Here is a 24,561-nt window from a genome sequence, read left to right on the forward strand (position 1 = left end):
CTTAATAAGCTCAAAATCAAAATTGGTTCATGCCGCTTTCTTAGTATGGCCTAGAAGTTTGATGTGGGTGTTGTCTCGTATTGGTCGAAGGTCTGTCTACCAAGCGAAACTCTAGTTGACGTAGTTCAACGTTGAAACATAAAAGGATGACTCAATGTCTGACAAAAGTAAGACTTTTTACAGGGATGTGCGCAAAAAACCGCATGAATTTGAAAACCGAGAAGACTTTCTAAATCATGATTTAACCGTCATGAGCTTCCGTCGCTGGGGAATTCATTTGCCCTCACGTGATTACAGTATTGAAATCGAAGACTGGGTACCTGCATTAGCAGCAACTATTGGTAAGGTGGTGATGGTCACTGCCATGGTTTCCGCTTTTGCTGCTCAGTTTGGTTTATCTCCGGAATTCATTGCAGAAAACGTGCGTTACGAATTACTTATCGCTGGAGCCCTGTTCGTCATTCTGTTTTCTGCCATCCTAAACCCGAATGCAAACTTAGCGGGCACCCATGGCCCAATGATACCGCTGATTCCTATGATTGCAGCTGCAGGAGGACACCCTCTCGCGTTAGGTTTGATGGTATGTGTTTTTGGTTTAATTCTCGCTTTAACCAAAGGTGGCTCTAAACTCATGACTCTGACTGGTATCGGGGTTCGAGGAGGGTTGTTGATCTACCTTGGTGCTGTTGGGTTGCTCGGGCAAATTAATAAGACGGAAGCGTGGGCTGCAAGTACGGACCAAGGTTACATTTCGTTTGTGGTCATAGGCCTAACCGTTATGGTTTACGCTTACTTAGCCAAGATCAATAAACGTTGGCTCGCTATCCCATTGTGCTCTGCACTCGCGGGTATTGTTGCTTATATGATGGGAGCGGAATTCACTTTTACCACAGAGCCGGGCCTGCCTAATTTCAGTCCATTCTACTGGTGGGGGGAAGATACAGGCTGGCAGTTAGGCTGGCCAACCCTAGAGCACTTTATTGCCGTGACTCCATTTGCTCTATTGGCAGTCGCTATGTGGTCCCCTGATTATCTCGGCCATCGTGTGTTTCAAGAACTTAACTACCCAAAAGAAGCGAAAGGCGTACTCATGGATGTCGACGACACGATGGTCGGAGCGTCTGTTCGTCAGGGGGTTGGTTCACTATTAGGTGGCGGTAATTTAGCTTCTTCTTGGGGTACGTACATGATTCCAGCCGCAATTGCCAAACGTCCTATTCCAGGTGGCGCACTGTTAACGGGTTTCATGTGTATTGCGGCGGCGGTAATTGGCTACCCAATGGATCTAGCAATGTGGGAGCCTGTTCTGCGTGTTGCTTTGATTGTCGGTGTATTCTTACCACTTTTAGAAGCGGGTATGCAGATGATCCATAAGCATAAAGATTCACTCAGTGCAGGTATCTGTATTTTTGCCTGTGCATTCGTTAATCCAGTCTTCGGTTGGGCAATCACGATGCTGTTGGATAACCTCGGGCTTATCGGCGACCATGAGCGTGCTAACGAACTATCGCGCAAAGATAAATATCTGATTCCTGGCACTGCGTTTATCGTTTGTGCAGGCTCCCTTGCTATTGTTGGTCAGCTTCCAGGCATTCCAGCTCTTATCGGTTAATCGAATTATGCTCTAAAGGTATAGTGAGAACAGTGAGTAAAGGGACTTGCTTCTTAAAATAGTAGACAAAAACAAAAAGCTACCTAGTACCAGGTAGCTTTTTGCATGTAGGGTTAGGCTATATGAGTGATTCAATGCCGTATTTTGCGCCGTAGTGTTCAACGACAAAATCAATGTCTTTGTCACCACGGCCTGATAAGTTGATCAAAATCGAGCCGGTTTCTCCTTGCTGCGCGAGTTTAATTGCGTAAGCGACAGCGTGTGAGGATTCAATAGCAGGAATTATTCCCTCTTCACGAGACAGCTCAAAGAAGGCATCAATCGCTTCGTCATCACTGATTGAGCCGTAATTGACACGGCCAATGTCTTTTAAGTAACTATGCTGAGGTCCAACCGATGGGTAATCCAAGCCACTTGCTACAGAGTACACTTCCTGAGGTTCACCTTGTGCATCTTTAAGCATGTAAGACTTAAATCCGTGCATGATACCTGGCTCACCGAGTGTGAGTGTTGCAGCATGCTCGCCAACCTTTTGCAAAGAGCGGCCCGCAGGTTCAACGCCGTGAATGGCGACTTGTTCATCCTCTAAGAAAGCAGTAAATAGCCCCATCGCGTTAGAACCACCTCCAACGCATGCGACGAGATTATTGGGTAACTTGCCGGTCATTTCTTTGAATTGAACTCGTGCTTCGTTACCGATAATTGATTGGAAATCTCTCACCATTTTAGGGAATGGGTGAGGGCCAACGACAGAGCCTATCGCATAAAGTTGTGTATCAGGATCTTTCAGATAAGCTTCGAATGCAGAATCTACCGCTTCTTTGAGGGTTTTGCGCCCATGAGTGGCAGGAATGACATTAGCACCAAGGATTCTCATGCGGACGACATTCGGATGTTCTTTGGCGATATCAACTTCACCCATGTAAATATCGCATTTCAAGCCAACCAATGCCGCGGCTGTAGCAAGCGCAACACCGTGTTGCCCTGCGCCAGTTTCAGCAATCAGTTTCTTCTTACCCATCTTTTTAGCGAGAATGGCTTCCCCTAAGCAGTGGTTAATTTTATGTGCGCCTGTATGGTTTAAGTCTTCGCGCTTTAGGTAGATGTCTGCTCCGTATTTTTTAGACAAGTTTTCCGCATGGAAGATTGGGCTAGGTCGTCCAACAAAGTGCTTATACAAGCGAGCGAGTTCCGCTTTAAATTCAGGATCTTTGCTGCATTCCTCATAAGCTGCGTTGATGTCATGCATGATTTGTTCAAGCTCAGGTGGAACAAAGCTACCACCGTATTCACCAAAGTATCCTTCTTCGTTGGGCATAGTGAGATCAAACGAGTTTTTCATTATTTACATCCTAGTTAACGAAAGTATTGATACTTTTATACCCAAAATTTAGAAGTGGTTGTGTGATCAGTTGCTTAAATCAGAGTTCGCGATCTAGTGCACTAGTTAAAAAGTACAGCTTGTGTAGGGGATAATAGTTGTGATGTAGAATCAGGTGGTTTGAATAGGTGCAAAAAAGCCTCGAGAGATCCTAGGCTGTCATAAGAACCTCTCGAGGCAAACAGAATGCTGGAAATACACTCTGCGATGGTGTCTGGAAACAAAAATTAGATTCGTTTCCTTTGTCAGATATTAGGGTTTTAGAATGAGTCGATGTCAGCGAAATGTCACAAGTTAATTGCGGTATTAAAAGTTTATTTTTTATTTTTGATTAATGGATTAGAAAGTAACCTAAAACAGGCTAACCTACCGCGTGTTCCGCATCTTTTAAGTTGAACATGTCTTTCTTTGTTTCGAATCGGTGTCTTTAACCAACACGTGCACTTTGGTCCCTAAAGTAAACGTGGCGCTCTGGATGGAAATTTTTTGTTTGACTGCATCAAATTCGAACTCACCATTTTGGAAAGTTGGTAAAGGAATGAGACCTTCGATTCGGTTTTCCTCTAACTCAACAAATGCTCCGAAGTGTGTGAATCCAGACGCTGTCCCTATGAAGTGTTGTCCGATAAATGGCTTCATGTAATGGCATTTCAGTGCAAACTCAATCTCTCAGCTAGGGATAATGTGCTCGTAATTATTAGAATTTATTTATTGAGCAGATATATTTAATTTCATTTTTTCTCTTATATTCGCCAATCGCTTTTATTTTATAAACTTTATTTTTATGAGCAAAGCATGAAGCGAAGTGATTCAGATATGAATGAGATTAATTTAGTTCCAAACTGGAATTACAAGGTAGGTTGTGTGATTACCTAAAGATGTATACCAAAGTGACTTTATTGAAAGTGATTAATGATGGTGTGGGAGAGGTAAGTGATTTGGGTATATAAACTTAGATAGAGAATAGTAAGGGCAGTAACAAGTGGAAGGGGATTGTGGCACCAACAACATTGATGCCACACAAAGAATTACAGTGCAGTTACTTCAGCTGCTTGTAAACCTTTGTTACCTTGTTCAACAACGAACGATACTTTTTGGCCTTCAGTAAGAGTTTTGAAGCCTTCAGAAACAATAGAACGGAAGTGAACGAATACGTCATCACCGCCATTGTCTTGAGAAATAAAACCAAAACCTTTAGTTTCGTTGAACCATTTTACTGAACCAGTTAATTTATTAGACATAGATACCTCTATATTTGATTGTTTTAAATATTGAATTTTTAGCTAATATCAAGTGCTACTATATGATTTTAGAGATAACTATTTTGTCGCAGGAACGTAAACGAGGAATTCGATGTGGAACTGAGAGAAACTTTGATCTTTAATTACATTAATAGCTCTTTCCGTAAGAGCTGATGTGCAGTATACCGACAAAATTAATAAAGGCTAGCCTTTTCTTTTTTATTTTTTGAGTACACCAAGCGCATTGCTTTCAAAGCATACGCTTGGTGTATAAGACGGCGTGATGTTATAGGTGGCGTCGAGCGCTTAGTGTTTTCTGGTTGGGCCGTTACGAACGATGTCTTTACCATTGTCATATACGTGCTGCGAAACCCAGCGGCCAAGGAGCAATTGGTGCTTTTCTCCTAATACGGCAACAAATGGACGGCCATCGGTATTAGAGGTGGCTAGCGCAACGCCAGTGACACCTTCAAGGCCTAGAGCGCCGCTTTCTACTAAATGCAGAAATGCCTCCAACTCTTCAATCGTTTCGATTACATGGTTATCAATATTCATTGTATTCAATCTCTTCGAATTGCATTGCGGTCGCGTACTCTACCTAAGTTAAGCGTGGAAACCAAGCTTCTACGTGCGTCATGTAATGAGAGAACTTTGCCCTGCCACTAATCATCAATAAGTTAGTCTCGATAGTCCGGAACTTGCCTAGATTCAATGGGGCAGAAAACACTCTCTGGTTAGACATGAGTCACATAATGTTGTCTGGTTTATCTCATCAATACTTTTGCTATTGGATGGGGTGAAGGGGAGTGCAATAATTTGTAAAACTCTTTTCCTAAAGGCTGTTATGAAGAAAGTCCTGATTACCGGTTTTGAACCTTTTGGTGGTGACGCCATTAACCCCGCCTTAGAAGCGGTCAAGCAATTAGAGGCTGCGGCCATAAAAGGCGGTGTGATAGTTACTTGCCCAGTCCCCGTAGTTCGATATGACTCGGTGAAAGTCGTTATTGAAGCAATAGAAGCGCACCAGCCAGACTGTGTAATTACTGTAGGGCAAGCGGCCGGGCGTAGCGCGATAACCCCAGAACGTGTCGCAATTAATGTCGATGATTTTCGTATTCCAGATAACGCTGGGCATCAGCCGATTGATGAACCCGTGGTGGCTGATGGTCCTGATGCTTACTTCTCGACATTGCCGATAAAGCGTATTGTTCAAACGCTGCAAAAGCAGGGGATACCTAGCCAGATTTCCAACAGTGCCGGAACATTTGTATGTAACCACCTTTTTTATGGGATCCAACATTATCTAAAAGACAAACCTATTCGTCATGGGTTTGTTCATATCCCATTATTGCCAGAACAAGCAGTAGATGGCAGTCAGCCTTCCATGTCTCTGGAGATGATAGTCGAAGGGCTAAGGCTGGTGGCGCAAGTTTGTATTGCCAATGAAAACGACATATTGGTCAGCGGCGGGTCGATTTGCTAGTAAGTGCTTTACAGTCCACTAAGTGTCTGAAAGCTAGTAATAAGTTCATCGTTTGATGTTGTAATAAATGTTAGCTTTGTCAAATTTCACAAGTAGCGAAAGGAGTAGCATTGAATAGTCAGGTTGGATGTTGTTCAAACTGGCACTCCCCTAATACAGGAGGTATTAGGGGCTACCCTTACGAAAGGCGAGTTATCATGAAAAGCAACAAAAGTAAGTCTATCGCACTTATCTCTGTCGTTGTTTTCGCATTGGCTATCGCTGCGCTTAAATTCGAAAATACACTCGGAGTTCTTCCCATTGTAGTCGCTATTATCGCGTTTTTTGCCTGCGTCATTTACACCAGTATGTATCTTTCTGATATGAAGCGTTCAGAGTTGATAAGTCACTCTGATCATTCTCAAAAAATGTATACCCACGCATCACGCAATGAGCTTGATGAGCGCGATAAAAAGCGTTGAAGCGAGTCACATTCTCCGTATACTTTGCTGGAGCATTAATGCACTAACGTGTCGGAGATAAGCATGTCAAATCGAGTACCAACCAACATACTGACCGGATTTTTGGGTGTCGGTAAAACGACCACGATTTTAAATCTACTGAAGAACAAACCGGAAAACGAAAACTGGGCGGTTTTGGTCAATGAATTTGGTGAGATTGGCATTGATGGTGCATTGATGACCGACCAAGGTGCGCTGATTAAAGAAGTGCCGGGTGGCTGTATGTGTTGTACGGCGGGCGTGCCAATGTCGGTCGGTATTACCGCGTTACTGCGCCAAAAACCGGACCGTTTATTGATTGAGCCGACAGGCCTTGGTCATCCAAAACAGGTTATCGCGACGCTTACCTCAGAACAGTATGAACCTTACGTTGATCTAAAAGCGACGATCGCTCTGGTTGATCCGCGTAACTTAAGTGATGAAAAGTATCTTTCTAACCAAAATTTCGTGGACCAGTTAGACAGCGCAGATGTGGTTATAGGCAGTAAGGTTGACCTTTGTACCAGTCACGACATTGATGTGTTTAATGACTGGGTGACGGACCAATCTCCCTCAAAAGTATTCAGTAAGCTTATTCATGATGGTGAGTTACCGATAGAAGTCTTGGATATCGAACGGGTTTACGGCAGCGCTTCTTCCCATATCGAGTCACATCATCATGACCATGCTCACCAAGAGCCTCAATTCCAGTTGCCGCCAGGTGAAGCCTTTGTGCGTAAAGAGAACAAAGGGCAAGGGTATTTTAGTTGCGGGTGGTTGTTTGGGGCAGAGTACACGTTTGATTTTGATAAACTCTTCTCAATGCTTTCGGACTTAACGGCTGAACGTGTTAAAGCAGTGGTCAATACGGATCAAGGTTGTTACGCGTTTAATGTTGCCAACAGAGTCGTGTCGGTGAATGAAATCAGCTTAGAAGGCTTTGAATCACGATTAGAAGTGATAGATTCTCAGCTGTTGCCATGGGATGAGCTTGAGCGAATTCTCCTTCAGTTATCTGGCATCAAACATTAAATCGCGCAAAGGTTAAACGAAAACGGTGAACCACTAATATATCTGTGCTCACCGTTTTTTCTTTTGTAGGATTTCAATGAGAAAAGTGAGATAAATCACTCAAATTCGGGTATAGTGCACGGCTAAATTTTTAAAGCTATTTTTAGTGGTTTGTTTAAGGAATACGCTCAATGTCATTTTCATCTCAAGGTTTTGCGCCAGAAGTGGTTAAAGCACTGGCAGAATGCGGTTATGAAAAGTTAACGCCAATTCAACAGAAGGCGATTCCAATGGCTCGCAAAGGCCATGATATTTTCGCTACAGCACAAACAGGTACTGGTAAAACGGCTGCGTTTTCTCTGCCTATGATTCAGCAGCTGCTAGACAGTAACCGTAGCGCTTCTCGTAAGACTGCTCGCGCACTTATCTTGGCTCCAACTCGTGAGCTTGCTGAACAAATTGCTGACAACATCAAAGCTTACACGAAGTACACGAACCTGTCGGTGGCTGCGATTTTCGGTGGCCGTAAAATGTCTTCTCAAGTAACGGCATTAGAAAACGGTGTAGATATCCTAGTGGCTACACCTGGTCGATTGGAAGAGCACATTGAACAAGGTAATGTCTCGGTCGCACACTTAGAGTTTTTAGTGTTTGATGAAGCAGACCGTATCTTGGATATGGGCTTTATTCATGCAGTTCGTAAGATCATGCTGGATGTGGATACAGACCCACAAATCATGATGTTTTCGGCAACGACTTCGAGCCAACTAAATCTGTTAGCAAAAGATATCCTGCGTAAGCCTAAGCGTATTGAAGTTGAGCGAGCGAATACGACAGCACAGACAGTTGCTCACGTGTTATATCCAGTTGATCAAGAGCGAAAAACGGAACTGCTTTCGGAGCTGATTGGTCGTAAGAACTGGAAACAAGTGTTGGTATTTGTGAACTACAAAGAGACCGCAAACGACGTTGTAAAAGAGCTGAAACTTGATGGTATCAAAGCGGTGGTTTGTCATGGTGACCGTGCTCAAAGCGCTCGTCGTCGTGCGCTAGAAGAGTTTAAGTCCGGTAAAGCACGTGTCATGGTGGCTACCGATGTCGCTGCTCGAGGTCTAGATATTGAAGATTTACCTCACGTTGTGAACTATGACATGCCTTTCCTAGCGGAAGATTACGTTCACCGAATTGGTCGTACAGGCCGTGCAGGTAAACAAGGTCATGCCGTTTCATTTGTAAATCGAGATGAAGAACTCACGGTTGTTCAGGTTGAAAATCTAATCCAGCAGCGAATTCGCCGTATTGAGCTTGCTGGCTATGAACCAAAACAGCGTGAATCTTACATTGAAAAGCTGCACTCAAAACCAGCATTCAAGAATCGTCAAGGTCGTCGTAATAATCCGAACCAGTCGGCAACAGACCAAGGGTCGGCAGAGCGTCGTCTTGCTATGGTGAAGCGCCTGAAAGCGCGTCGTGGCGCAAAGTAAATTACACAGTCTGTGTGAAAAGAGCCCCTCAATTGAGGGGCTTTTTTTGTTTTGTCGTTTCGCGTTAATTTAGGCCAAGCATATTTGGCTCACCACGATAAATAATGCGATCGTTTCCTCGGTGAATACCAAACGTAACTGTAACAGGTGGATTTTCCTCTTCACTTGTCGTGTTATCCCAATCGTATTTCAGCCAAGGGATGCGATTACCTGAGCCGTCTAAATCCAGGTGGAATTGTATTTGCTCGCGTGCTGAGTCAATTTGGCTTGCAACGATATCGGTCATCCTGCCAACATGCATTGTCCCAACTCCAGAAAGCATGGCGTTGTTTGCAGGCGCATTCGACCAAATTGGCGTGCTGAAGTAATATTCACCATTCGCCGTTGTTGAGCTGTCATCGAAGTTAGTCATAAATCGACCGTTTTGCCAAGTTTCTACAGCAAGTGGCACTTTGATCACCATGCCTTGGTTGCCACCTACATCTTGAAAGTTCAAACGACCGAATCGAATGTCTGGTTGTTTTGTGAGTACTTCGCTATCGTCGAAGAAGTTTACCTCATCAACGGCTTTAGTCGTGACTATACCTATTTTGCTGCTGTCACTGTTAGTCCCTTTATTAAATGGGCCATCAGGATATTGCTTATCTGTCGTGTTCTTTTTCCAGCATGGGCTATTGTTACAAGTCGCATTGGTCGAGGGCTTCTCTATAACAAACGTTCCAACACTCGCGCTACCCAGTAGTTTCCAGTCTACCTTCTTAGGCTTAGGCGGCAAAAACCGATCGGAGTATGAGCTTAGCTCGCCTAAATCGAAATGTTGTTGAAGGTTAGACGAAAAGTGGACGTAATTCTTCACGTTTTCCTTATTCGCATTGAGTGCGACAACATCGTAAGTGACTTTCTCAAAAGGTTGATTCATGTAAGCAAAAGTTTGGCCATGTGGGTAGTGCCATTCTTGGTCTTGCACTTGAAAATATTTTGGGTAAAAACGACCAACGTAACGATAGCCTTCGTTCACAGTCATACCTAGATATTTACTTTCTAGGTTTGCTTTTACTCTCAAGCTCCCGACTTCTTCCCAATATAATCCATTAAAGACGAATTGATCATTCTTGGCTGAATTATGCGCCTGAGCCAGTGAGTCACTACTTTTTAGCAATTTTGAGGTTTGGTTCGCTGTCTCTGATGGCGTATGTTGCTCACTCGACAAGACAACCGATGCTGCTGGAGCGTCATCAAGCGTAAAATTACGGGTGATAGAAGCATCACAATAGCGTGCTGATTCAACAGACCCACTTACAGAGCCGTCAGGTTGCCAAATGATTGGTTTCACCGTTAGAGAGAAAAGTTCTCCGGCAGCAAGAAACCCTTCTCCTTGTTCAGAGGTGCCAGAAGGCAAAGCACGTTGGTTGTCACAAATAGCGAGTGTCCATGGTCGCGAGTGCACATTAAATGTCCCTTTCACTTCCACTTTGCCTTCTTCTGGACATTCTTCAAATCCCTCACATTCAAAATGATCGGACAATGTCACTTCAAATATGCCGGACTCGTTCGTGATAAGACCATGTTCAGACAAGCCGTCTTTAAATTCCGCTGAATAGCTAAAGTTTCCTTCACTTCCTCCTAATGGTTGAACCAATGGATGAAAAATCTTAGGCGTACCATTGTAGTTGCTTGCCACTACAGGTTCGCCGGTGGAGGCACAAGCAAGCAATCGCGTATGCACGTTTTCTGGTTTACCTGCAATAACGCGTATTTCATTTAAAGTTGCGCTTTTCGTCTTTGAGTAGGCCTCAAACATAAATGGCGTAAACATAAAGCGAACAGTTTGATGCTTGCTCGTGTCTTTCGCCATAGTGAAAGTTAGTGTGTAGTTGGTATCTAACGAGATCGTATCAATATTATTCGGAACCACTCGAACAACAAGTTCACCATTCTCGTCAGATATAAATTGGTTGGCTCCTAATGTCTGCTGACCTTTAACCACCTCTAAAGTGAACAAGTCAGGGTGTGATAGGACAGCACTGACTTCTGCGCTTACAACTTCTCCATTATTGGTTGTTGTTGCTGTAAATTGCGGAAGATCGTCGCCGCACATCAGTGCCATGTCGTCCGATGGTGTGACGCTGAGGTTTAAGTCGTTCTCCGATGGAGGCTGCATGCTGCAATTCGGAACATCTTGAGGGGTGATTGGACAGACTTGGGAAGAGTAGTGACAATCAGCCTCGCCCAATCCACAGTATTGCGTGTATTTGTTGTCTTGTGCTTTCGTTTGTGCACTTCCTGGCGTTTGTTGGATTTCACCACAAACTTGACTAGGCTGATTTGGAGCGTTGTTGAAGTTCAATGTTTGGAAGTATTTAATTGCTGCGGTGGAACTATAGAATGAGCCACTTAATGTAGCTGACGATCCTACAGATTCAGCCGTACCATAGATCGACATATCTTTTATAATCAGAGATTTGTGCGCAGAAACATCACCGACGACAAAATGGTCTTGTAAAGGATGGTTTGTTTTTAGGTGTAGTGTTTCGCCTTGTGATTCGACCTTACCACAGATGTTTGTATTAAATATATTGGTCGTGCTGTGAGTCAAAATGTCACCAATAATGGTGTTGTACTCACCATTAATATGAAGGGCCTCACCTGTTAGCTCTATATCCCCATCGATGAGTACGTTATGCAGCTTTGTTGGATAAGCCGATAGAAGATCACCATAGATAACAGTGTGCTTGTTTTGGTAATCGTCGAGGTTTGATGCTTTCTCATTGTTAACCGTTAATCCGGTAGCGAGGGCGTGTAGAGAGATACGTTTATTGGGTTCACCAATTGTATTATTCCCCTCTAACACAATTCCATAATCTGCTTTTAATGTTATCTCTTTTTCCGGTAATGAGGAGACAATTTTATCACCAGCGGGTAGGACTAGTTTCCCTGTACAGCGATAAGTCGTGCCATCGCTTTCGATACTAAAACTCTTGTGTGAGCAAAGTTGACCTAACTCAGATAGATCTTTTACGTCATAAGTGGTGGCGTGTGAGGTTAGCGGTAAAAAAAGAACCGCAGTGAAAATACTGCAAAGACGCATCATCAAATGTCCTAATGAGTGGAACAAGATGGCATCAAGCGAGCGTGAGCAAATGCTCACTGAAATTGGAATAGCTGCGGTACTTTTTTGTTCTGAAGCCGCTTAGTTATTGAACTTTGGTTATTTTTTATTTCGTATGTCATACCAAAGTTTAGCGGCCTTATTACAACGTAAGTGTCAGGTTAGTTCAAGAGGCAAGTGTGATGTGTGTCGATTTATATGTGTAACTATTTGTTAGTTAAGGATAATAAGTAAGCATGTTGGTTCAGAATCAGGAAGGACGCGATCCTGATTCTGAACGTTTATAACGCTAGGCAGCGTGAACGATGAGTGGAGCCATCTGATATAACTCTTCTAGTATGGCTTTCGTTTGTCTCGAATACACCAGACAATCTCGATCGCCAACGAGCTGAATTGCTCTCACTTTACCTGCAACCAAACATTGCCTAATCGTGCGTAGAACCATTTGGATATCAATTTCTGACGCGCCATCAAGGCTGTTTTTGGTTTTTAGAGATCCAAGGTCGATACTAATGATTATTTGGTCGCAGTGGTCTAGGTAATTGCCGATCTGTTGCTTAACATTATTGCGATGACGAAAAGAAAACTCTTTATCGGTTACCCAGTCACAACCTTGATCCTCCGCGTATTCCCACGTTTCTTGCTTTGTATCTTGTTCGCTAACACCAGCAAAAAATAATCGCACGTTTTGATAGCGAGAAAGAGCAAAATGAAATGCCGAGCCTAAACGTGGTTCAAGTGTTGGTTTCAAGTTCATGTCATGTCCAATATTTACCACACCCACTTCGTCTCGATAGGACACGACCACAGGTAACATGGACAAGATTGCCTCGGTACAGTTAGTGACTAAAACAGGAATTGAGTGGCGAGAAAGCGAAAGGCTTAATGCTTCCTGAAACTCGCCATTTTCCAGCTTGTCGTGGTTGAAGTGACCAAAGTTTTCAGCGGTTTCATGATCATGTTGTTGGTAAAGCCAATCACTAGCATTTTCCAAACTTTGATCAGCTAATTCAAACGCGCCCTTAGACATGGGTGGCAAATACTCACACACTGTCATAAAAGAAAAAGGGTAATGTTGCGGCTGTTTCACTGTGTGATGGAGTTTATAGCGTTTGAAAAAGCTTAACATGATGAATTACCTTTCTGGTGGTAGTGCCCTTGCCGCTTGCAGTACATGTAAAATAATGCGCTGCTTATCCTTTTCGACTCGGTGGGCCGGAGCCATCACCGAGACTGCGCCAATCAGTTTGCTTCCTTTCATTACCGGTGCGCTAATACCTGAAACACCAGGGTCAATCTCAGAAGTACTGACGGCATATCCGTGTTTACGGATGGTTGTGAGCTCTTTTTCCCACTCGTCGCGTCGGTGATCTTGATTAAAGTATCTCAAGATTTTCTCGCATCGACTTTGAGGCATAAAAGCAAGCATCACTTTAGATGAGGCACCGCGCAGCAGAGGTTGACTTTGACCCTGGACGAAGCTGCAACGCAGCGCCTGCATACTTTCTTTCTGTCTGACACAAAGCGCACGATAACCCGCTGGTACCATATAAGCGGCCATTTCCCCGGTTTGTTGTACCAACCTAGCCAGTATGGTTTCGACCATGTCGAGCCCATGTTGCGCGGTCTCATAGCTGTGCATGAGTAATAATGCCGCCGGACCAACGACAAATGTCTTGTCGTGAACGCTTTCTTCGATCAAGTTCCACTCTTTAAGCAGTTTTAAGTGTCGGTAAAGGCTGCTTAAAGGAACGTTCAATTGCTCGCTTAGCGTTTTCGCAGAAACTGGGAACGGACTAACTGCAACTTGCATTAACAACTGCAGTGATTTTTCGTTTACCTGGTTAGCATTAGCTTTGTTTGTCGTCATGAGAGTGTTGTAACGTGTTGTAGGAGTTACGACAAATATAATTCTTAATCACTGAGAAAAGAAAAATAATTTTAATGGGTAATTCTCACATGATGAGAAACAGACAGGTAAAGACTTTCGCAAGTACCGATAGACATAACATGGTGTCGAATTAAAGTCTCAGGTTTGAGGCGCTTGATACTAAATTGGAACAGGAGTGAATAAGACATTGTTTAGTTTGCGGTATTACTCAGCGTTTCGCATACTGAGTTAATCCAAACAAATAATGTTAAAAAACGTGAGTTGCTAGCGGGTATCGGAATCGAGGTACCATCTCAGTAAATCGGTTTTATAAAAGGTTACTTTTATATGCTGAATAAGGCGATTTTTAAAAAAGCCATCATTTTTCTTCTGCCTATTCCCTTGGTTATTGGAGAGGTTTTGTATTTAGCTCGTGAAAGCGTGCAAAACAATCTCAATCATTTATTAGAAAAAAATGTGCAAATTGCAGATGAAATTTTATTCCAAATAGAGACAGAAAACCGCACGGCGTTGCTACACCCTGAACGATGTGAAGAGCTCCAGCAAAGCTTAATGTTTGAACGAGATATTGAAGAAATGCTCATTGTGAAAGAGGGAGTCATTACTTGTTCTTCGAAATTGGGAAGTATCTCTAAACCGTTAGCTGAGCACATCACCTTTCCTAAGGGACAAACGCTAGCGTTTGGTAGTGTAGATAGTTTGTACGATCAGTTCTTGCTTGTGGTAACGGAAGGAGAGCGCGGTTATCAAGCCGTAACGATTATCGATCATGACTACTTTAATGCGACAATAGGGTTTAACAACGATTTACGCCTAAAACGCTCTGCGCTGTTTATCCATGAGCAAGTTTCACCCGAAGGAGCATTAAGAGCGGGAAGTAATCCTATCGGTATCAAATCGTCGCAAATGTTTGAGTATGAAGCTTTGAGTGAAGCCAGCGATCTTTTCGTCAAACAGAGAACACTTTCCTATTTTTTGTACTCAATTCCAATTATTTTCGTGATCTACCTTTGTTTGTATGCGTTGAATAAATTTATTGATCCTCATCGCAACTTGATACTGGATCTTAAAAGAGCAATAAAAAGAGGAGAGTTGACCCTGTATTACCAACCGCAAGTTAACGTTGATACCGGCCAGTTATTCGGGTTTGAAGCGCTTGTGCGATGGGAGCATCAAAGTAAGGGGTTCATTTCTCCGGATGAGTTTGTCCCTGCGGCAGAGCAAAGTGGATTGGTTTTTTTACTTACTGATTTCGTTCTGGATAAAGCGGCAGAGGACTTCAGTAAATTAGGCTTTGATCAGCCTGTCCACCTTGGTATTAACGTGCCGCCTGGTTATTTAGTCGGACCAAACGCGATCAGAAAAATTCAATTGCTCGACAGACAGTTGAGCCGAAACAAAGTCTCATTAGGGGTAGAGATAACGGAGCGCCAGCTCATTGATTCAGAGGCGAGAAAATGCATTGCAGCGCTGCGAGTGCATGGTATTGATGTGCTGATCGATGATTTTGGAACTGGCCAAACCTCGTTAGCATTTCTACAGCACATGCGCATAGATTACTTAAAAATCGATAAGTGCTTTGTCGAAACCATTGGTATTCCTAGCCTTAGTGCTTCTGTCTTAAAAGCGATGGTTCACTTCGCGGAAGAATTACAAGTACAATTGATCGCTGAAGGCGTGGAAACCATAGCGCAAGCTGAACACTTAAAGCAGATGGGAGTGAGATATCATCAGGGATACCTTTACTCCAAACCATTACCTTATGAGCAGCTTGCGCAGCGAAGTCATTATGATTGGTAGACGTTAGCTCTATAACACTGAGCATTTTCATCAAACACAAACTCTAACTCATTTTTGATGCTATCTAAGCGGTCTTCTTGGTAGTGAGACACATACAATAGTTGGCTTAAATTCTCTCTAGCGATGAGTTCAAGTGTGTTCTTAACTAACCGTCTACCCAAAAAATCTAACCCTTGATACGGCTCGTCCAAAATCAATAATGTGGGTTGTTTCACGATGGCTCTTGCAATCAGTAATAGTCGCTGCTGACCGTACTCTAATTGCTTGAATGAGGTTTTTTTGTACTGGCTCATATGTAAGATATCGAGCCACTCGTTTGCAATATTCATCTCTTTGCGAGTTGGCTGGTTATACAACCCAATCGAATCGTAAAATCCTGACAAAATGACTTCTAATGCGCTGCAATTGACTCGATATTGGAGGTGTAGCGCTGAAGACACCATGCCGATATGCTGCTTAATTTCCCAGATTGTCTCGCCAGTACCACGCTTTTTACCAAAAATATCAATGTCATTGCTGTAGCATTGCGGATGATCGCCAAAGATCAATCCAAGTAAGGTACTCTTTCCACAACCATTTGGACCTTTGACCTGCCAATGTTGGCCCTTGTCTATGCGCCAGTTCAAGCCAGTAAAAATCTTCTTATCGGTGTATTCAACAGCCCCATTCTTTAGTTCAAATATTGGGTTGTTGAATGGTGTCGAGTGCTGATGCTGACGTATCAAGCTCATCATTTCTTCACTCTGTTGTTCTGACTGAGATTTAATTTGTCCAATGATTGGATGATTATCCCAACTGGACTTATCCATTGTACTATCAAGCTTTCCTGCACTGAAAAGCGCGATGCTATTGATCCACTCAGGCATGTCAGATTCGCGAGAGAAGGTTATGAGTAGTTGCACATTTTGAGAAAGCGAGTGTAAATAGCGAGCGAGAGCAGCTCGGTGCGCAATATCTAAGCCAGTAAATGGATTATCGAGTAATACTAAGTCAGGTTGTGTGGCTAAAGCTCGGGCGAGCATTACTCTTCTGGTTTCTCCGGTAGAGAGAACACGGAAGCCACTATCTCTAAGATGACTTAGGTCGAGATCATTAACTAGCTGTTCAGTTAAGTTAGTGTCTTGGCTCTGTTCTAGGATTAATGAATAAACAGTGCTTCCTTGGTCGATACGATCAAGAAAATCCGTATCATCTTTTTCTAATTCTCTTTCCAGTAATCGCTGTTGCTCTGATAACGAGACTTGCGCAACGGACAGCCCATTTAGCTCAATTTCCCCACTATTTGGTGACATTTCATCACAAATAAGGTCTCCAAGCAGAGAGCCAATATCTCCATCTGCGCTGAATATCCCCCAAGACTGCTGAGTGTTAATTTTCCAATCGTCAATAAACAAGTGTGTCGTATTTCTCTTAGCTGCAAGCTGACGAAAGTGAATAGTCATTGTGTTTGTCTTCCTTGTTTTCGTTTTAGTGGATTACTTATAACAATTTACGAACTCAGTACGGAAGCGCTTTTGTGTATTAATTTTGAACAGTACTCAGTCTTGTGCATATTAACGAAGCCTTGTATTAGAGGATAAAAATGCGACTAGAGTCATTAAGTAACAAGTGAACTTGTCAATAATTTTGTTTTATTTTTGAATCAACCTATCATTATGCATGTAAGTGTTATGCTGGTAAATTCATATTTGCCGTTTGTTAATTAATCAATGTAAGGACACATGTTTATGAGTGAAACGGAATACGATTACCCCTCGAGTTACAGCCTAGTTTCCATTACCGATACCTCCAGTTACATCAAATATGCCAGTGAAAACTTTAATGAAGTAGCGGGGTTTGATGAAGGGGAGCTTATCGGTAAACCCCACAATGTTGTGCGTCATCCTGATATGCCAAAACAGGCTTTTAAAGATTTATGGACTCACCTGAAAACTGGCAAACACTGGATGGGAATGGTCAAAAATCGACGTAAAAACGGCGGCTATTATTGGGTTGACGCGTTTGCTTCTCCTATAAAATCTAATGGTGAAGTTGTGGAATACCAATCAGTGAGATTTAAACCTGAGCGTATACACATCCAGCGAGCGGAAAAAGCGTATTCGAAGCTTCGAAATAATCGTAAGCCGTGGAAAATGTATCTTCCTCGTACACGTTTGTGGATGAGATCGGCCTTCTTCCTTTTAATTTCAAACCTTCTTGGCTTACTCACTCTACAAATGAATCAATCACCAATGATAGCGTTTGGCGTTGTTGCGTTACTTTCCGTTTTCTCTATTTATGTATTAACCAGACCAGTTGAGAAGCTCGCTAAACAGGCTAGGCAAGACTTCAACAATCCACTCATGGAATATATTTATTGCGGAAGAATCAACGATCTGGCTGAGATTGAGCTGGGTATGAAGATGCGTAAGCAATTTGCCAATGCGCTATTGGGGCGCGTTGGCGTGTCTGTAAAAGACTCTTGCGAAGAAACGCGCGCAAGTGCTAACAGTGCTGCGACAAATAGCCAGCAAGTGACGGAGAACTTAAGCGCACAGAAAGTGGAGATTGACTCGGTCGCAACAGCGGTCAACGAGATGCAAGCCTCTTCATCTGAGATATCAAATAATGCTCAAGCGACCGCCGAGGCTACGTTAGAAGCGCAAAATACGATGATAGACAGCCGTAGCGTTATCGATAATGTTAACCAATCGGTTTTAGAGTTGGTGGGTGAGCTCGGCGAAATATCTAAAGTGGTCATACGTTTGAACCAACAAACCGAGCAAATTGGAACCGTTGTTGAAGTCATCAATGGTATTGCCGAACAAACTAATTTATTAGCGTTGAACGCTGCAATTGAAGCCGCGAGGGCAGGCGAACAAGGCAGAGGGTTTGCCGTTGTAGCAGATGAAGTGAGAACCTTAGCTAAAAGAACTCAGGAATCGACAACAGAGATTAAATCGGCCATTGAAGGGATTCAAAATGGGAGCAAATCAGCGGTTTCTGCGTTAGAGAAAGGTAATGAAATGTCGACCGGAACGGTAACATTGCTAGGTACTGCTTTGGATAGCATTCAACAACTGGAGTCCCTTGTTCAGGACGTCGTCGAACGAAACCAACAAATTGCGGTCGCGATAGAAGAGCAGGTTTATGTAACGGATGAAATAAATGAAAACATCCAGTCGCTTAATTTAAAGTACAGTGAATCGTATGAACTGATGACTGAAACGAATCATATGAACACCAAAGTGCAAAATTGCACCAATGACCTGTCTGAAATGATTAAGAAGTTTGCTTAAACTTTAGAAAATCGAAGTTAAAAGCCCGCTAAACATTAGCGGGCTTTTAACTGGAATATAGTGAAGTGCTGGGTTCGTTTACGAGAGAGGATTTCTAAATCTCGTTTTTTAAGAGCTAAAACGACGAAAGCTCGCAATAAATGCGAGCTTTCTAAATAAGTGGCGGAGAGATAGGGATTTGAACCCTAGATACGCTATTAACGTATGCCGGTTTTCAAGACCGGTGCTTTCAACCACTCAGCCATCTCTCCGTTGTGGGCGGTATAATAAGGAGCATAGTCCGACTTGTAAAGTGCTGAATTATAATAGAAGTTCTGTTTGCTTGTTTTATGATCACTGATGTGATGTTGGACAGTTTGAAAACGGAGTGAAAAAGGGACAAAAAGTACCAATTTATAGAGTTTTTACTTTATATTGGCGCACGTCAATAAAATGGTGTTTTATTGTTATCTTGCTGATATATAAGACATAACATGCTTTTAGGGTACATGTGTTCGCCCGAAAGTATTTGCAAGACTTTGTGAACTAATTCAAAATTAACTGGTATAGCCAGTTGTGCTTAGAATTCTTAAGGGTGTTTATGAAGGTCACAAATCTATTTAAAGACAAAGTTGATGCGATTTCTGCTCATCAATCCGAGTTTATGAATTGGATGTCTCCAACGTTACGCGATTATTGGAGTGACTTTTTGGGGAAAGCTCAAAATAGCTTTCTTTTCTCAAAAGTTCGTGATCACCAGCAGCCAGCCGTCAACGAAGAAGTTGCACCTCAACCTGCACCGATCGTAATGGCACCTGAGGCTCAAAAGCTTTATGACGAGTTAAGTGAAAAAATTGGCGAAGTTATTCACACTGGTGATTGGGTTCATGTGTCTCAAGAACGTATTAACCAATTTGGTGCGGTAACGGAAGACATGCAATGGATTCATACTGATCCAGAGCGTGCTTCAACTGAATCTCCATTTAAGACAACTATCGCTCATGGCTTTTTAACATTAGCATTGCTGCCTAAACTGACGGATTCAGTCGATCCAGAAAAGCCAATGTTCCCAACAGCTAAAATGGTAGTTAACTTGGGTTTAAACCAAGTCCGTTTCCCTTACCCTGTCAAAGCAGGCAATAATGTTCGTGCAGTCAGCACGTTAACAAAAGTAACGCCAATCAAAAAAGGTTTGGAGATTGAGCGCGAAATTAAAGTGGAAATTGAAGGTATTCGTCGACCTGGTGCGGTTGTGGTCTCTGTAATTCAACTGCATTTCTAATTCCGAAACCGGATAGAACACGACATAGTAAAAGAGAGCATCAGGGTGCTCTCTTTTTCATTTTTACTGATTAAAGTTTTTTACTGGCGTATAACCGTAATCTGCAATCGCTTTTTGTCCCTGCTCTGAACGAAGGAAAGCGATAAAACCTTTACCTGCATCGCTAATCTTATCTACTTTGTATAGCACTAGGAATGGTCGCGCCAACTTGTACTTATGATTGCTAATGTTTGTCGAGGTTGGGTCAATACCATCTAACTGAATCGCCTTGATCGAGCGATCTACTGACCCTACAGAGATAAAACCAATGGCGCGAGTGTTATGGTTAACAATGGTTTTTACCATGCTGTTGCTGTTTACAACCAAGTTGTTTGGGCTGATATCCGAGACAAGGCGATCATTAACGATTTTGGTCAGTCCCAGCAAGCTTTCGAAGCTGTAACGTGAACCTGAAGACGCTTCTCTAGTAACCACCGCGATAGGCTGATCTGCGCCCCCGACCTCTTTCCAATTCTTAATCTTACCTTTGTAAATATCAAACAGCTGTTGCTGAGAAAGGTTTTCTACAGAGTTGGTACGGTTTACAACAACAGCGAGGCCATCATAAGCGATAGGGTATACATTGAGATCTTCACCTTTTTCGCTTTCAGTCAGATAGCGAGAGCTCATGCCTATTTCGGCTACTCCTTTATTGACCATGGTGATACCAGCACTCGAACCAATGCCCTGAACAGCAACGTAATCGTCTGGGTGTGTTTTGTTGTATTCCTCAGCAAGTACATCCATCACACGAGCAACCGACGTTGAACCCGAGATGTTGATTTCTTTTGCAATGGTAGGGAGGGAGACTGCTATGGCCAATAACGTCGCCACAGTAAAACGTAACATATTAAACTCCATATACGGGATAAAGCAGAGTTTATGATATTGCGTTCAGGTTACACTTTTGTGAACTGTTAGCGCTAAACAGGGGAATTGTTTCTAGTCAAGAGGTGATGGAGCTAGCGTTTCCAAGTGGACTGAGATGATAATCTGGGCAAATGATAATATAGCTATCTTATACTTGAGTTAGGTAGATAACTACCATCGGTGATGATGTAAAGGTTATATACTAGGATCGACAGCTCTAACTATCATCCATCGGGAGAACGTTGATGTCAGTGTCCCAAATGGCGACAAGTCGTTTATACAAATCAGTTCAATCGCTCTGCTCTGCGCGTAATGCTAACTTGCCTGTCGAACAGGGCAAGTGCCTCTATGAGCTAGTAGAAAATGGCGTTGAGCTTCATCGGGCGCATTTTCTCCTCGACTCCCAGCATAGCGAGTATACTTCTCCCGTCGCGAAGATCATGTTTGATGAGGAAAACCAACTTTGGTATTTCTATGTTCCCACATATCACAACGAGCTGTTAAGGTGGGTGCCTTATAAGCCACTTCCATTTAGCCGAATGCTTGAGGACTTACTCAACGAGTTGGAGCGCGATCCTCAAGCGTGTTTTTGGGAATAGGGCGAGCCCAACGGATGCGAATGCCGACATGATTTATACTTTAGGCCTAACAACTTGGTTTCTAAAGTCTTTGGGGGTCATGTTGTAAACGGATTTAAATGCTGTACTGAAATGCGCTGCACTTTTAAAGCCAGACTCAAACGCTATTTCTGTTATTGATTTTTCTGACTTGCGCAGTTGGGTTGCTGCGAAGTTTATCCGTTTCACCTTTAATATCTGAGAAAACGAAAGATCATCTGCGGCGAGGCGACGTTTTAAGGTTGCGATGGACATGCTCATATGAGCCGCTAAGCCTTCTAGCGTGATGTCTTTTTCAATATTACCCTCAATGTACTTAATGGCTTTTTGAGAGTCGCTCAGGCTACTTGCATCATCTATGATAGATAGGATGTTTGGCTCTACCTCAACCATCAACGACAGCAATGCCATTGCGATATGGCTTTGTGTGTAGTCTGGAGCATTGCGACTCGCTAACTTAACCAACATGTCCTTCAATTGTGCTACTTCGCTACTGGATTGCGTTGAAAAAGGATAGAAGCGCCTTTCTTCCGTTTTGGAACGTAGCATCGGGTGCGCTTTCTTAAAGTCACAGAATATATTTGGATTGAAGACTAAAGCCAGTGCTTTAAAGCCTCCGTCACTAGAGACGGCTTCTGCACTGCTCAGATCTGCGGAGTTATAGAGTGTGAAATCTCCGGCTTTAAGTTCAAATTGCTCGCCATTAGGTTGATGAACTAATAGGGCACCTTCTTCAACAATATATAACCCATTATGTGTTGCAGTGTAACGCTCACTTTTGCGCGCAGTGAAGTGATTAAAGCGAATGATCTCAATGTTCGGCATACTCTTTCTTATCGTTTTACATAACAAATAAAAAAGGCGCTCAATAGAGCGCCTTTTAACTTCATTCGGTATTACTCACTTACAGTCTGTTCTGTTTGTGCTGCTGGTTGTTCAGCGAATACCTGGGTTGGCTTTGCAACTAAACTGCGGTTTTCTTGGTTTACGTCCGTAAGGACAATTTCCAATGTATCCCCAAGTTTGTATACGACCTCTTTATCGATAGAGATGGTACCGTTGTCGCCATTGCACTCAATTCTTTCTTTATTATCAAGAATTAGTGCACCAGGAATAAAGGCTGCTGCGCCATTTTCGAGAAGTCGGACACGTGCGCCTGCACGATTAATATCGAAAATCTCACCTGTGAAACAAGTTTTCTTACTCGGCTCATCAGCAAGCGTGCGTGCATATAGCCAATCTGAGACATTTCGCTCAGCGATTTTATGATGTTTACGATGTAGAGCTAGCTCTTCGCCTACTTGGTCATCTGGTTTTTGTACGGGTTCTTTACCAAGGATGACGGCCTTCAACATACGGTGGTTGATCATATCACCGTATTTACGAATTGGTGATGTCCAAGTTGCATAGATGTCTAAACCCATTGCGTAATGAGGCAGAGGCTGATTACCCACCTCACTGTATGCTTGGAACTTACGAATGCGGTTATCTAGATAAGACGTTTCTTGAGCTGCCAACCAGCGGCGCAACGCAGCAAAGCCTTCTAGCGTAGCAATAGACTCCGCTGTGAACTCCAACTGGCCTTCTGGATTGACAAGTTGAACCACTTCTTCAATCTTCTCGTTCTTGATACCTGCATGCGTATTGAAGACACCTGTTTCAAATTTATCGCGTAATGTACGACCTGCACAGATGTTTGCGGTAATCATGGATTCTTCAACAAGACGGTTTGCACTGCGGCGCATGTCTGCGTGGATAGCAATTACATCGTTATCTTCACTGAGCTCAAAACGGTAGTCAGGACGATCAGGGAAGACCACTGCGTTTTTCTCACGCCATTCAGCGCGAGCAAGAGAGAACTCATAAAGATCACGAACGATGGTCGCGATCTCTTCAGATGGCTGCCATGCTTCAGAGCTGCCGTTTTCTAACCAATCAGACACGTGATCGTATGCTAGGCGTGCATGTGATTTGATGTTTGCCGCGAAGAATTTAATATCGTCGCCAATCACACCATCTTTACTTACCGTTACGGTACAGCAAATAGCAGGGCGGGTTTCACCTTCAATCAGAGAACATAGGTTGTCCGCTAAATCACGAGGTAACATCGGGATGTTGCGGCCTGGAAGATAAATAGTATAGCCACGCTCACGCGCTACTTTATCCATTTCATCTTCAGGTGTGATGTAGGCGGTTGGGTCCGCAATAGCGATGGTGAGTTCGAAATCGCCAGATACGGTTTTCTTCGCGTACAGCGCATCGTCCATATCTTTAGTCGATTCACCGTCGATAGTGACGAATGGAACATGAGTCATGTCTACGCGTTTTAGCTCCGCGTCGTCTTTCAGTTCCCAGTTATCGATGCCTGCTGGCTCAGAGTTTGGTAGATCGTTTTGAGCAAGCGTTACCCACCAAGGCGCAATTTTATCATTCGCGTCAGTGATTTTTTCAGAAATTTCTACGAAGAAAGAGTTATCGCCTTTTAGAGGGTGGCGAATAAGATGTGCGACAACCCAATCACCTTCGGCGAACTCGTCAGGTTTTAGACCTTTCTTTAGTTTCGCTTTAAGAGATAGCTTTTTAAGCTGTGGGTGATCAGGTGCTACGTTGAGCTTGCCTTTGAACATTTTTACTCGACCAATAAAGCGAGTCACGGCTTGTTCCAGCAGCTCTTGTGGCTCTGCAACTTCGCGTTCATTTTCGGTGCGGATAATGGCGATGACTTTGTCACCGTGCATGCACTTTTTCATGTACGCAGGCGGGATGAAGAAGCTCGTCTTACTGTCCACTTCCAAAAAGCCAAAGCCTTTATCTGTGGCTTTTATTGAGCCTTCTTTTTTAGGCAGGTTTTCTTGGATTTGCTGCTTAAGCTGAGCGAGTAGTGGGTTATCTTGAAACATCTTTTCTTAAATTACCTATGGAGTTGGGCACACTATAATCATTGCGAGCTATTATTACTACCTGTGAAGCGTAATTTCGCCGTGAATTTTGCCAATTTAACCACG

19 protein-coding genes, 1 tRNA gene and 1 pseudogene are annotated in these 24,561 nt (G+C 43.2%); 9 read left to right on the top strand and 12 right to left on the bottom strand.

All coding sequences use genetic code 11. From position 1 onward, the window contains the following. Window positions 1–154: 154 nt before the first annotated feature. On the top strand, window positions 155–1,612 hold the full coding sequence (locus tag R7Z10_RS06175) for a DUF3360 domain-containing protein (protein ID WP_062730944.1): 1,458 nt from the start codon (window positions 155–157) through the stop codon (window positions 1,610–1,612). 118 nt (window positions 1,613–1,730) lie between these two features. On the opposite strand, the gene trpB is transcribed toward R7Z10_RS06175, so the two are convergent. From trpB to R7Z10_RS06195, 4 genes and pseudogenes are all read right to left on the bottom strand, one after another. Beyond that, the gene (gene trpB / locus R7Z10_RS06180; protein WP_005375643.1) at window positions 1,731–2,954 is read right to left on the bottom strand and encodes a tryptophan synthase subunit beta; all 1,224 of its coding nucleotides are present in this window, start codon (window positions 2,952–2,954) and stop codon (window positions 1,731–1,733) included. 426 nt (window positions 2,955–3,380) lie between these two features. Next, a pseudogene (locus tag R7Z10_RS06185) lies at window positions 3,381–3,668 on the bottom strand (S1 RNA-binding domain-containing protein); the annotation flags it as partial. A gap of 353 nt (window positions 3,669–4,021) precedes the next feature. Next, the gene (locus tag R7Z10_RS06190) at window positions 4,022–4,234 is read right to left on the bottom strand and encodes a cold-shock protein (protein WP_005375644.1); all 213 of its coding nucleotides are present in this window, start codon (window positions 4,232–4,234) and stop codon (window positions 4,022–4,024) included. 306 nt (window positions 4,235–4,540) lie between these two features. Further along, window positions 4,541–4,789, bottom strand: coding sequence for a hypothetical protein (locus tag R7Z10_RS06195; protein WP_005375646.1), 249 nt, complete (start codon window positions 4,787–4,789; stop codon window positions 4,541–4,543). A gap of 289 nt (window positions 4,790–5,078) precedes the next feature. Here R7Z10_RS06195 and pcp point away from each other — a divergent pair, with 289 nt between their 5' ends. The 4 genes from pcp to R7Z10_RS06215 all read left to right on the top strand — a co-directional run bounded on the left by pcp (window position 5,079) and on the right by R7Z10_RS06215 (window position 8,691). Further along, window positions 5,079–5,717: a pyroglutamyl-peptidase I gene (gene pcp / locus R7Z10_RS06200; RefSeq protein ID WP_025768981.1), complete on the top strand. Its 639-nt coding sequence runs from the start codon at window positions 5,079–5,081 to the stop codon at window positions 5,715–5,717. Between the two features lie 197 nt (window positions 5,718–5,914). Continuing rightward, a complete protein-coding gene (locus R7Z10_RS06205; RefSeq protein ID WP_017635759.1) occupies window positions 5,915–6,178 on the top strand; it encodes a hypothetical protein in 264 nt (87 codons plus the stop codon). 63 nt (window positions 6,179–6,241) lie between these two features. Further along, window positions 6,242–7,228 (top strand): GTP-binding protein, encoded by a 987-nt coding sequence (locus R7Z10_RS06210; protein ID WP_025768980.1) that lies wholly within the window; start codon window positions 6,242–6,244, stop codon window positions 7,226–7,228. 170 nt (window positions 7,229–7,398) lie between these two features. Beyond that, window positions 7,399–8,691: a DEAD/DEAH box helicase gene (locus tag R7Z10_RS06215; protein WP_025768979.1), complete on the top strand. Its 1,293-nt coding sequence runs from the start codon at window positions 7,399–7,401 to the stop codon at window positions 8,689–8,691. A gap of 64 nt (window positions 8,692–8,755) precedes the next feature. On the opposite strand, the gene R7Z10_RS06220 is transcribed toward R7Z10_RS06215, so the two are convergent. The 3 genes from R7Z10_RS06220 to R7Z10_RS06230 form a co-directional block, all read right to left on the bottom strand. Next, window positions 8,756–11,782 (bottom strand): DUF6701 domain-containing protein, encoded by a 3,027-nt coding sequence (locus R7Z10_RS06220; RefSeq protein WP_025768978.1) that lies wholly within the window; start codon window positions 11,780–11,782, stop codon window positions 8,756–8,758. 307 nt (window positions 11,783–12,089) lie between these two features. After that, window positions 12,090–12,929, bottom strand: a complete 840-nt coding sequence (locus tag R7Z10_RS06225) for an arginase family protein (protein ID WP_025768977.1) — start codon at window positions 12,927–12,929, stop codon at window positions 12,090–12,092. A 6-nt stretch (window positions 12,930–12,935) separates the two neighbouring features. After that, entirely contained in the window at window positions 12,936–13,670 is a 735-nt protein-coding gene (locus tag R7Z10_RS06230) for an IclR family transcriptional regulator (protein WP_005386192.1), read from the bottom strand. Between the two features lie 348 nt (window positions 13,671–14,018). On the opposite strand from R7Z10_RS06230, the gene R7Z10_RS06235 reads away from it, so the two are divergent. After that, a complete protein-coding gene (locus R7Z10_RS06235; RefSeq protein ID WP_213899598.1) occupies window positions 14,019–15,491 on the top strand; it encodes an EAL domain-containing protein in 1,473 nt (490 codons plus the stop codon). Here R7Z10_RS06235 and modF read toward each other — a convergent pair. After that, window positions 15,479–16,933 (bottom strand): molybdate ABC transporter ATP-binding protein ModF, encoded by a 1,455-nt coding sequence (gene modF, locus R7Z10_RS06240; protein WP_053350645.1) that lies wholly within the window; start codon window positions 16,931–16,933, stop codon window positions 15,479–15,481. The two genes, R7Z10_RS06235 and modF, sit on opposite strands and share 13 nt — an antisense overlap. 285 nt (window positions 16,934–17,218) lie before the next feature. Between modF and R7Z10_RS06245 the strand changes: the two genes are divergently transcribed. Next, window positions 17,219–18,769, top strand: coding sequence for a PAS domain-containing methyl-accepting chemotaxis protein (locus R7Z10_RS06245; RefSeq protein WP_165401664.1), 1,551 nt, complete (start codon window positions 17,219–17,221; stop codon window positions 18,767–18,769). A gap of 160 nt (window positions 18,770–18,929) precedes the next feature. Here the strand turns inward: R7Z10_RS06245 and R7Z10_RS06250 are convergent. Then, window positions 18,930–19,020, bottom strand: a tRNA-Ser gene (locus R7Z10_RS06250). Window positions 19,021–19,349: 329 nt separating this feature from the next. Here R7Z10_RS06250 and R7Z10_RS06255 point away from each other — a divergent pair. Beyond that, a complete protein-coding gene (locus tag R7Z10_RS06255; protein ID WP_005386198.1) occupies window positions 19,350–20,030 on the top strand; it encodes a MaoC family dehydratase in 681 nt (226 codons plus the stop codon). Between the two features lie 63 nt (window positions 20,031–20,093). Here the strand turns inward: R7Z10_RS06255 and R7Z10_RS06260 are convergent, their stop codons facing one another. Continuing rightward, a complete protein-coding gene (locus R7Z10_RS06260; protein WP_017635752.1) occupies window positions 20,094–20,918 on the bottom strand; it encodes a phosphate ABC transporter substrate-binding protein in 825 nt (274 codons plus the stop codon). Window positions 20,919–21,184: 266 nt separating this feature from the next. Here R7Z10_RS06260 and R7Z10_RS06265 point away from each other — a divergent pair, with 266 nt between their 5' ends. Then, window positions 21,185–21,538 carry a DUF3024 domain-containing protein gene (locus R7Z10_RS06265; RefSeq protein WP_017821084.1) on the top strand — a complete coding sequence of 118 codons (354 nt, stop codon included), beginning with the start codon at window positions 21,185–21,187 and terminating at the stop codon, window positions 21,536–21,538. Between the two features lie 33 nt (window positions 21,539–21,571). Here R7Z10_RS06265 and R7Z10_RS06270 read toward each other — a convergent pair whose 3' ends face one another. Both R7Z10_RS06270 and rnb read right to left on the bottom strand, forming a co-directional pair. After that, window positions 21,572–22,381, bottom strand: coding sequence for a helix-turn-helix transcriptional regulator (locus tag R7Z10_RS06270; protein WP_017635750.1), 810 nt, complete (start codon window positions 22,379–22,381; stop codon window positions 21,572–21,574). 71 nt (window positions 22,382–22,452) lie between these two features. Then, window positions 22,453–24,456 carry an exoribonuclease II gene (gene rnb, locus R7Z10_RS06275; protein ID WP_262634905.1) on the bottom strand — a complete coding sequence of 668 codons (2,004 nt, stop codon included), beginning with the start codon at window positions 24,454–24,456 and terminating at the stop codon, window positions 22,453–22,455. Window positions 24,457–24,561 lie beyond the last annotated feature (105 nt).

The sequence above is a fragment of the Vibrio sp. Vb1018 genome, assembly GCF_033338775.1.
Lineage (GTDB): Bacteria > Pseudomonadota > Gammaproteobacteria > Enterobacterales > Vibrionaceae > Vibrio > Vibrio alginolyticus.

Excerpts from the sequence above, each read along its gene's own strand:
- R7Z10_RS06210 (WP_025768980.1), top strand. The coding sequence starts at position 6,242 with ATGTCAAATCGAGTACCAACCAACATACTGACCGGATTTTTGGGTGTC.
- R7Z10_RS06215 (WP_025768979.1), top strand. The coding sequence starts at position 7,399 with ATGTCATTTTCATCTCAAGGTTTTGCGCCAGAAGTGGTTAAAGCACTG.
- R7Z10_RS06260 (WP_017635752.1), bottom strand. The coding sequence starts at position 20,918 with ATGTTACGTTTTACTGTGGCGACGTTATTGGCCATAGCAGTCTCCCTC.
- R7Z10_RS06205 (WP_017635759.1), top strand. The coding sequence starts at position 5,915 with ATGAAAAGCAACAAAAGTAAGTCTATCGCACTTATCTCTGTCGTTGTT.
- R7Z10_RS06195 (WP_005375646.1), bottom strand. The coding sequence starts at position 4,789 with ATGAATATTGATAACCATGTAATCGAAACGATTGAAGAGTTGGAGGCA.
- trpB (WP_005375643.1), bottom strand. The coding sequence starts at position 2,954 with ATGAAAAACTCGTTTGATCTCACTATGCCCAACGAAGAAGGATACTTT.
- R7Z10_RS06190 (WP_005375644.1), bottom strand. The coding sequence starts at position 4,234 with ATGTCTAATAAATTAACTGGTTCAGTAAAATGGTTCAACGAAACTAAA.
- R7Z10_RS06220 (WP_025768978.1), bottom strand. The coding sequence starts at position 11,782 with ATGATGCGTCTTTGCAGTATTTTCACTGCGGTTCTTTTTTTACCGCTA.
- R7Z10_RS06245 (WP_165401664.1), top strand. The coding sequence starts at position 17,219 with ATGAGTGAAACGGAATACGATTACCCCTCGAGTTACAGCCTAGTTTCC.
- modF (WP_053350645.1), bottom strand. The coding sequence starts at position 16,933 with ATGACTATTCACTTTCGTCAGCTTGCAGCTAAGAGAAATACGACACAC.
- R7Z10_RS06175 (WP_062730944.1), top strand. The coding sequence starts at position 155 with ATGTCTGACAAAAGTAAGACTTTTTACAGGGATGTGCGCAAAAAACCG.
- R7Z10_RS06270 (WP_017635750.1), bottom strand. The coding sequence starts at position 22,381 with ATGCCGAACATTGAGATCATTCGCTTTAATCACTTCACTGCGCGCAAA.
- R7Z10_RS06265 (WP_017821084.1), top strand. The coding sequence starts at position 21,185 with ATGTCAGTGTCCCAAATGGCGACAAGTCGTTTATACAAATCAGTTCAA.
- R7Z10_RS06230 (WP_005386192.1), bottom strand. The coding sequence starts at position 13,670 with ATGACGACAAACAAAGCTAATGCTAACCAGGTAAACGAAAAATCACTG.
- R7Z10_RS06235 (WP_213899598.1), top strand. The coding sequence starts at position 14,019 with ATGCTGAATAAGGCGATTTTTAAAAAAGCCATCATTTTTCTTCTGCCT.
- rnb (WP_262634905.1), bottom strand. The coding sequence starts at position 24,456 with ATGTTTCAAGATAACCCACTACTCGCTCAGCTTAAGCAGCAAATCCAA.
- R7Z10_RS06225 (WP_025768977.1), bottom strand. The coding sequence starts at position 12,929 with ATGTTAAGCTTTTTCAAACGCTATAAACTCCATCACACAGTGAAACAG.
- pcp (WP_025768981.1), top strand. The coding sequence starts at position 5,079 with ATGAAGAAAGTCCTGATTACCGGTTTTGAACCTTTTGGTGGTGACGCC.
- R7Z10_RS06255 (WP_005386198.1), top strand. The coding sequence starts at position 19,350 with ATGAAGGTCACAAATCTATTTAAAGACAAAGTTGATGCGATTTCTGCT.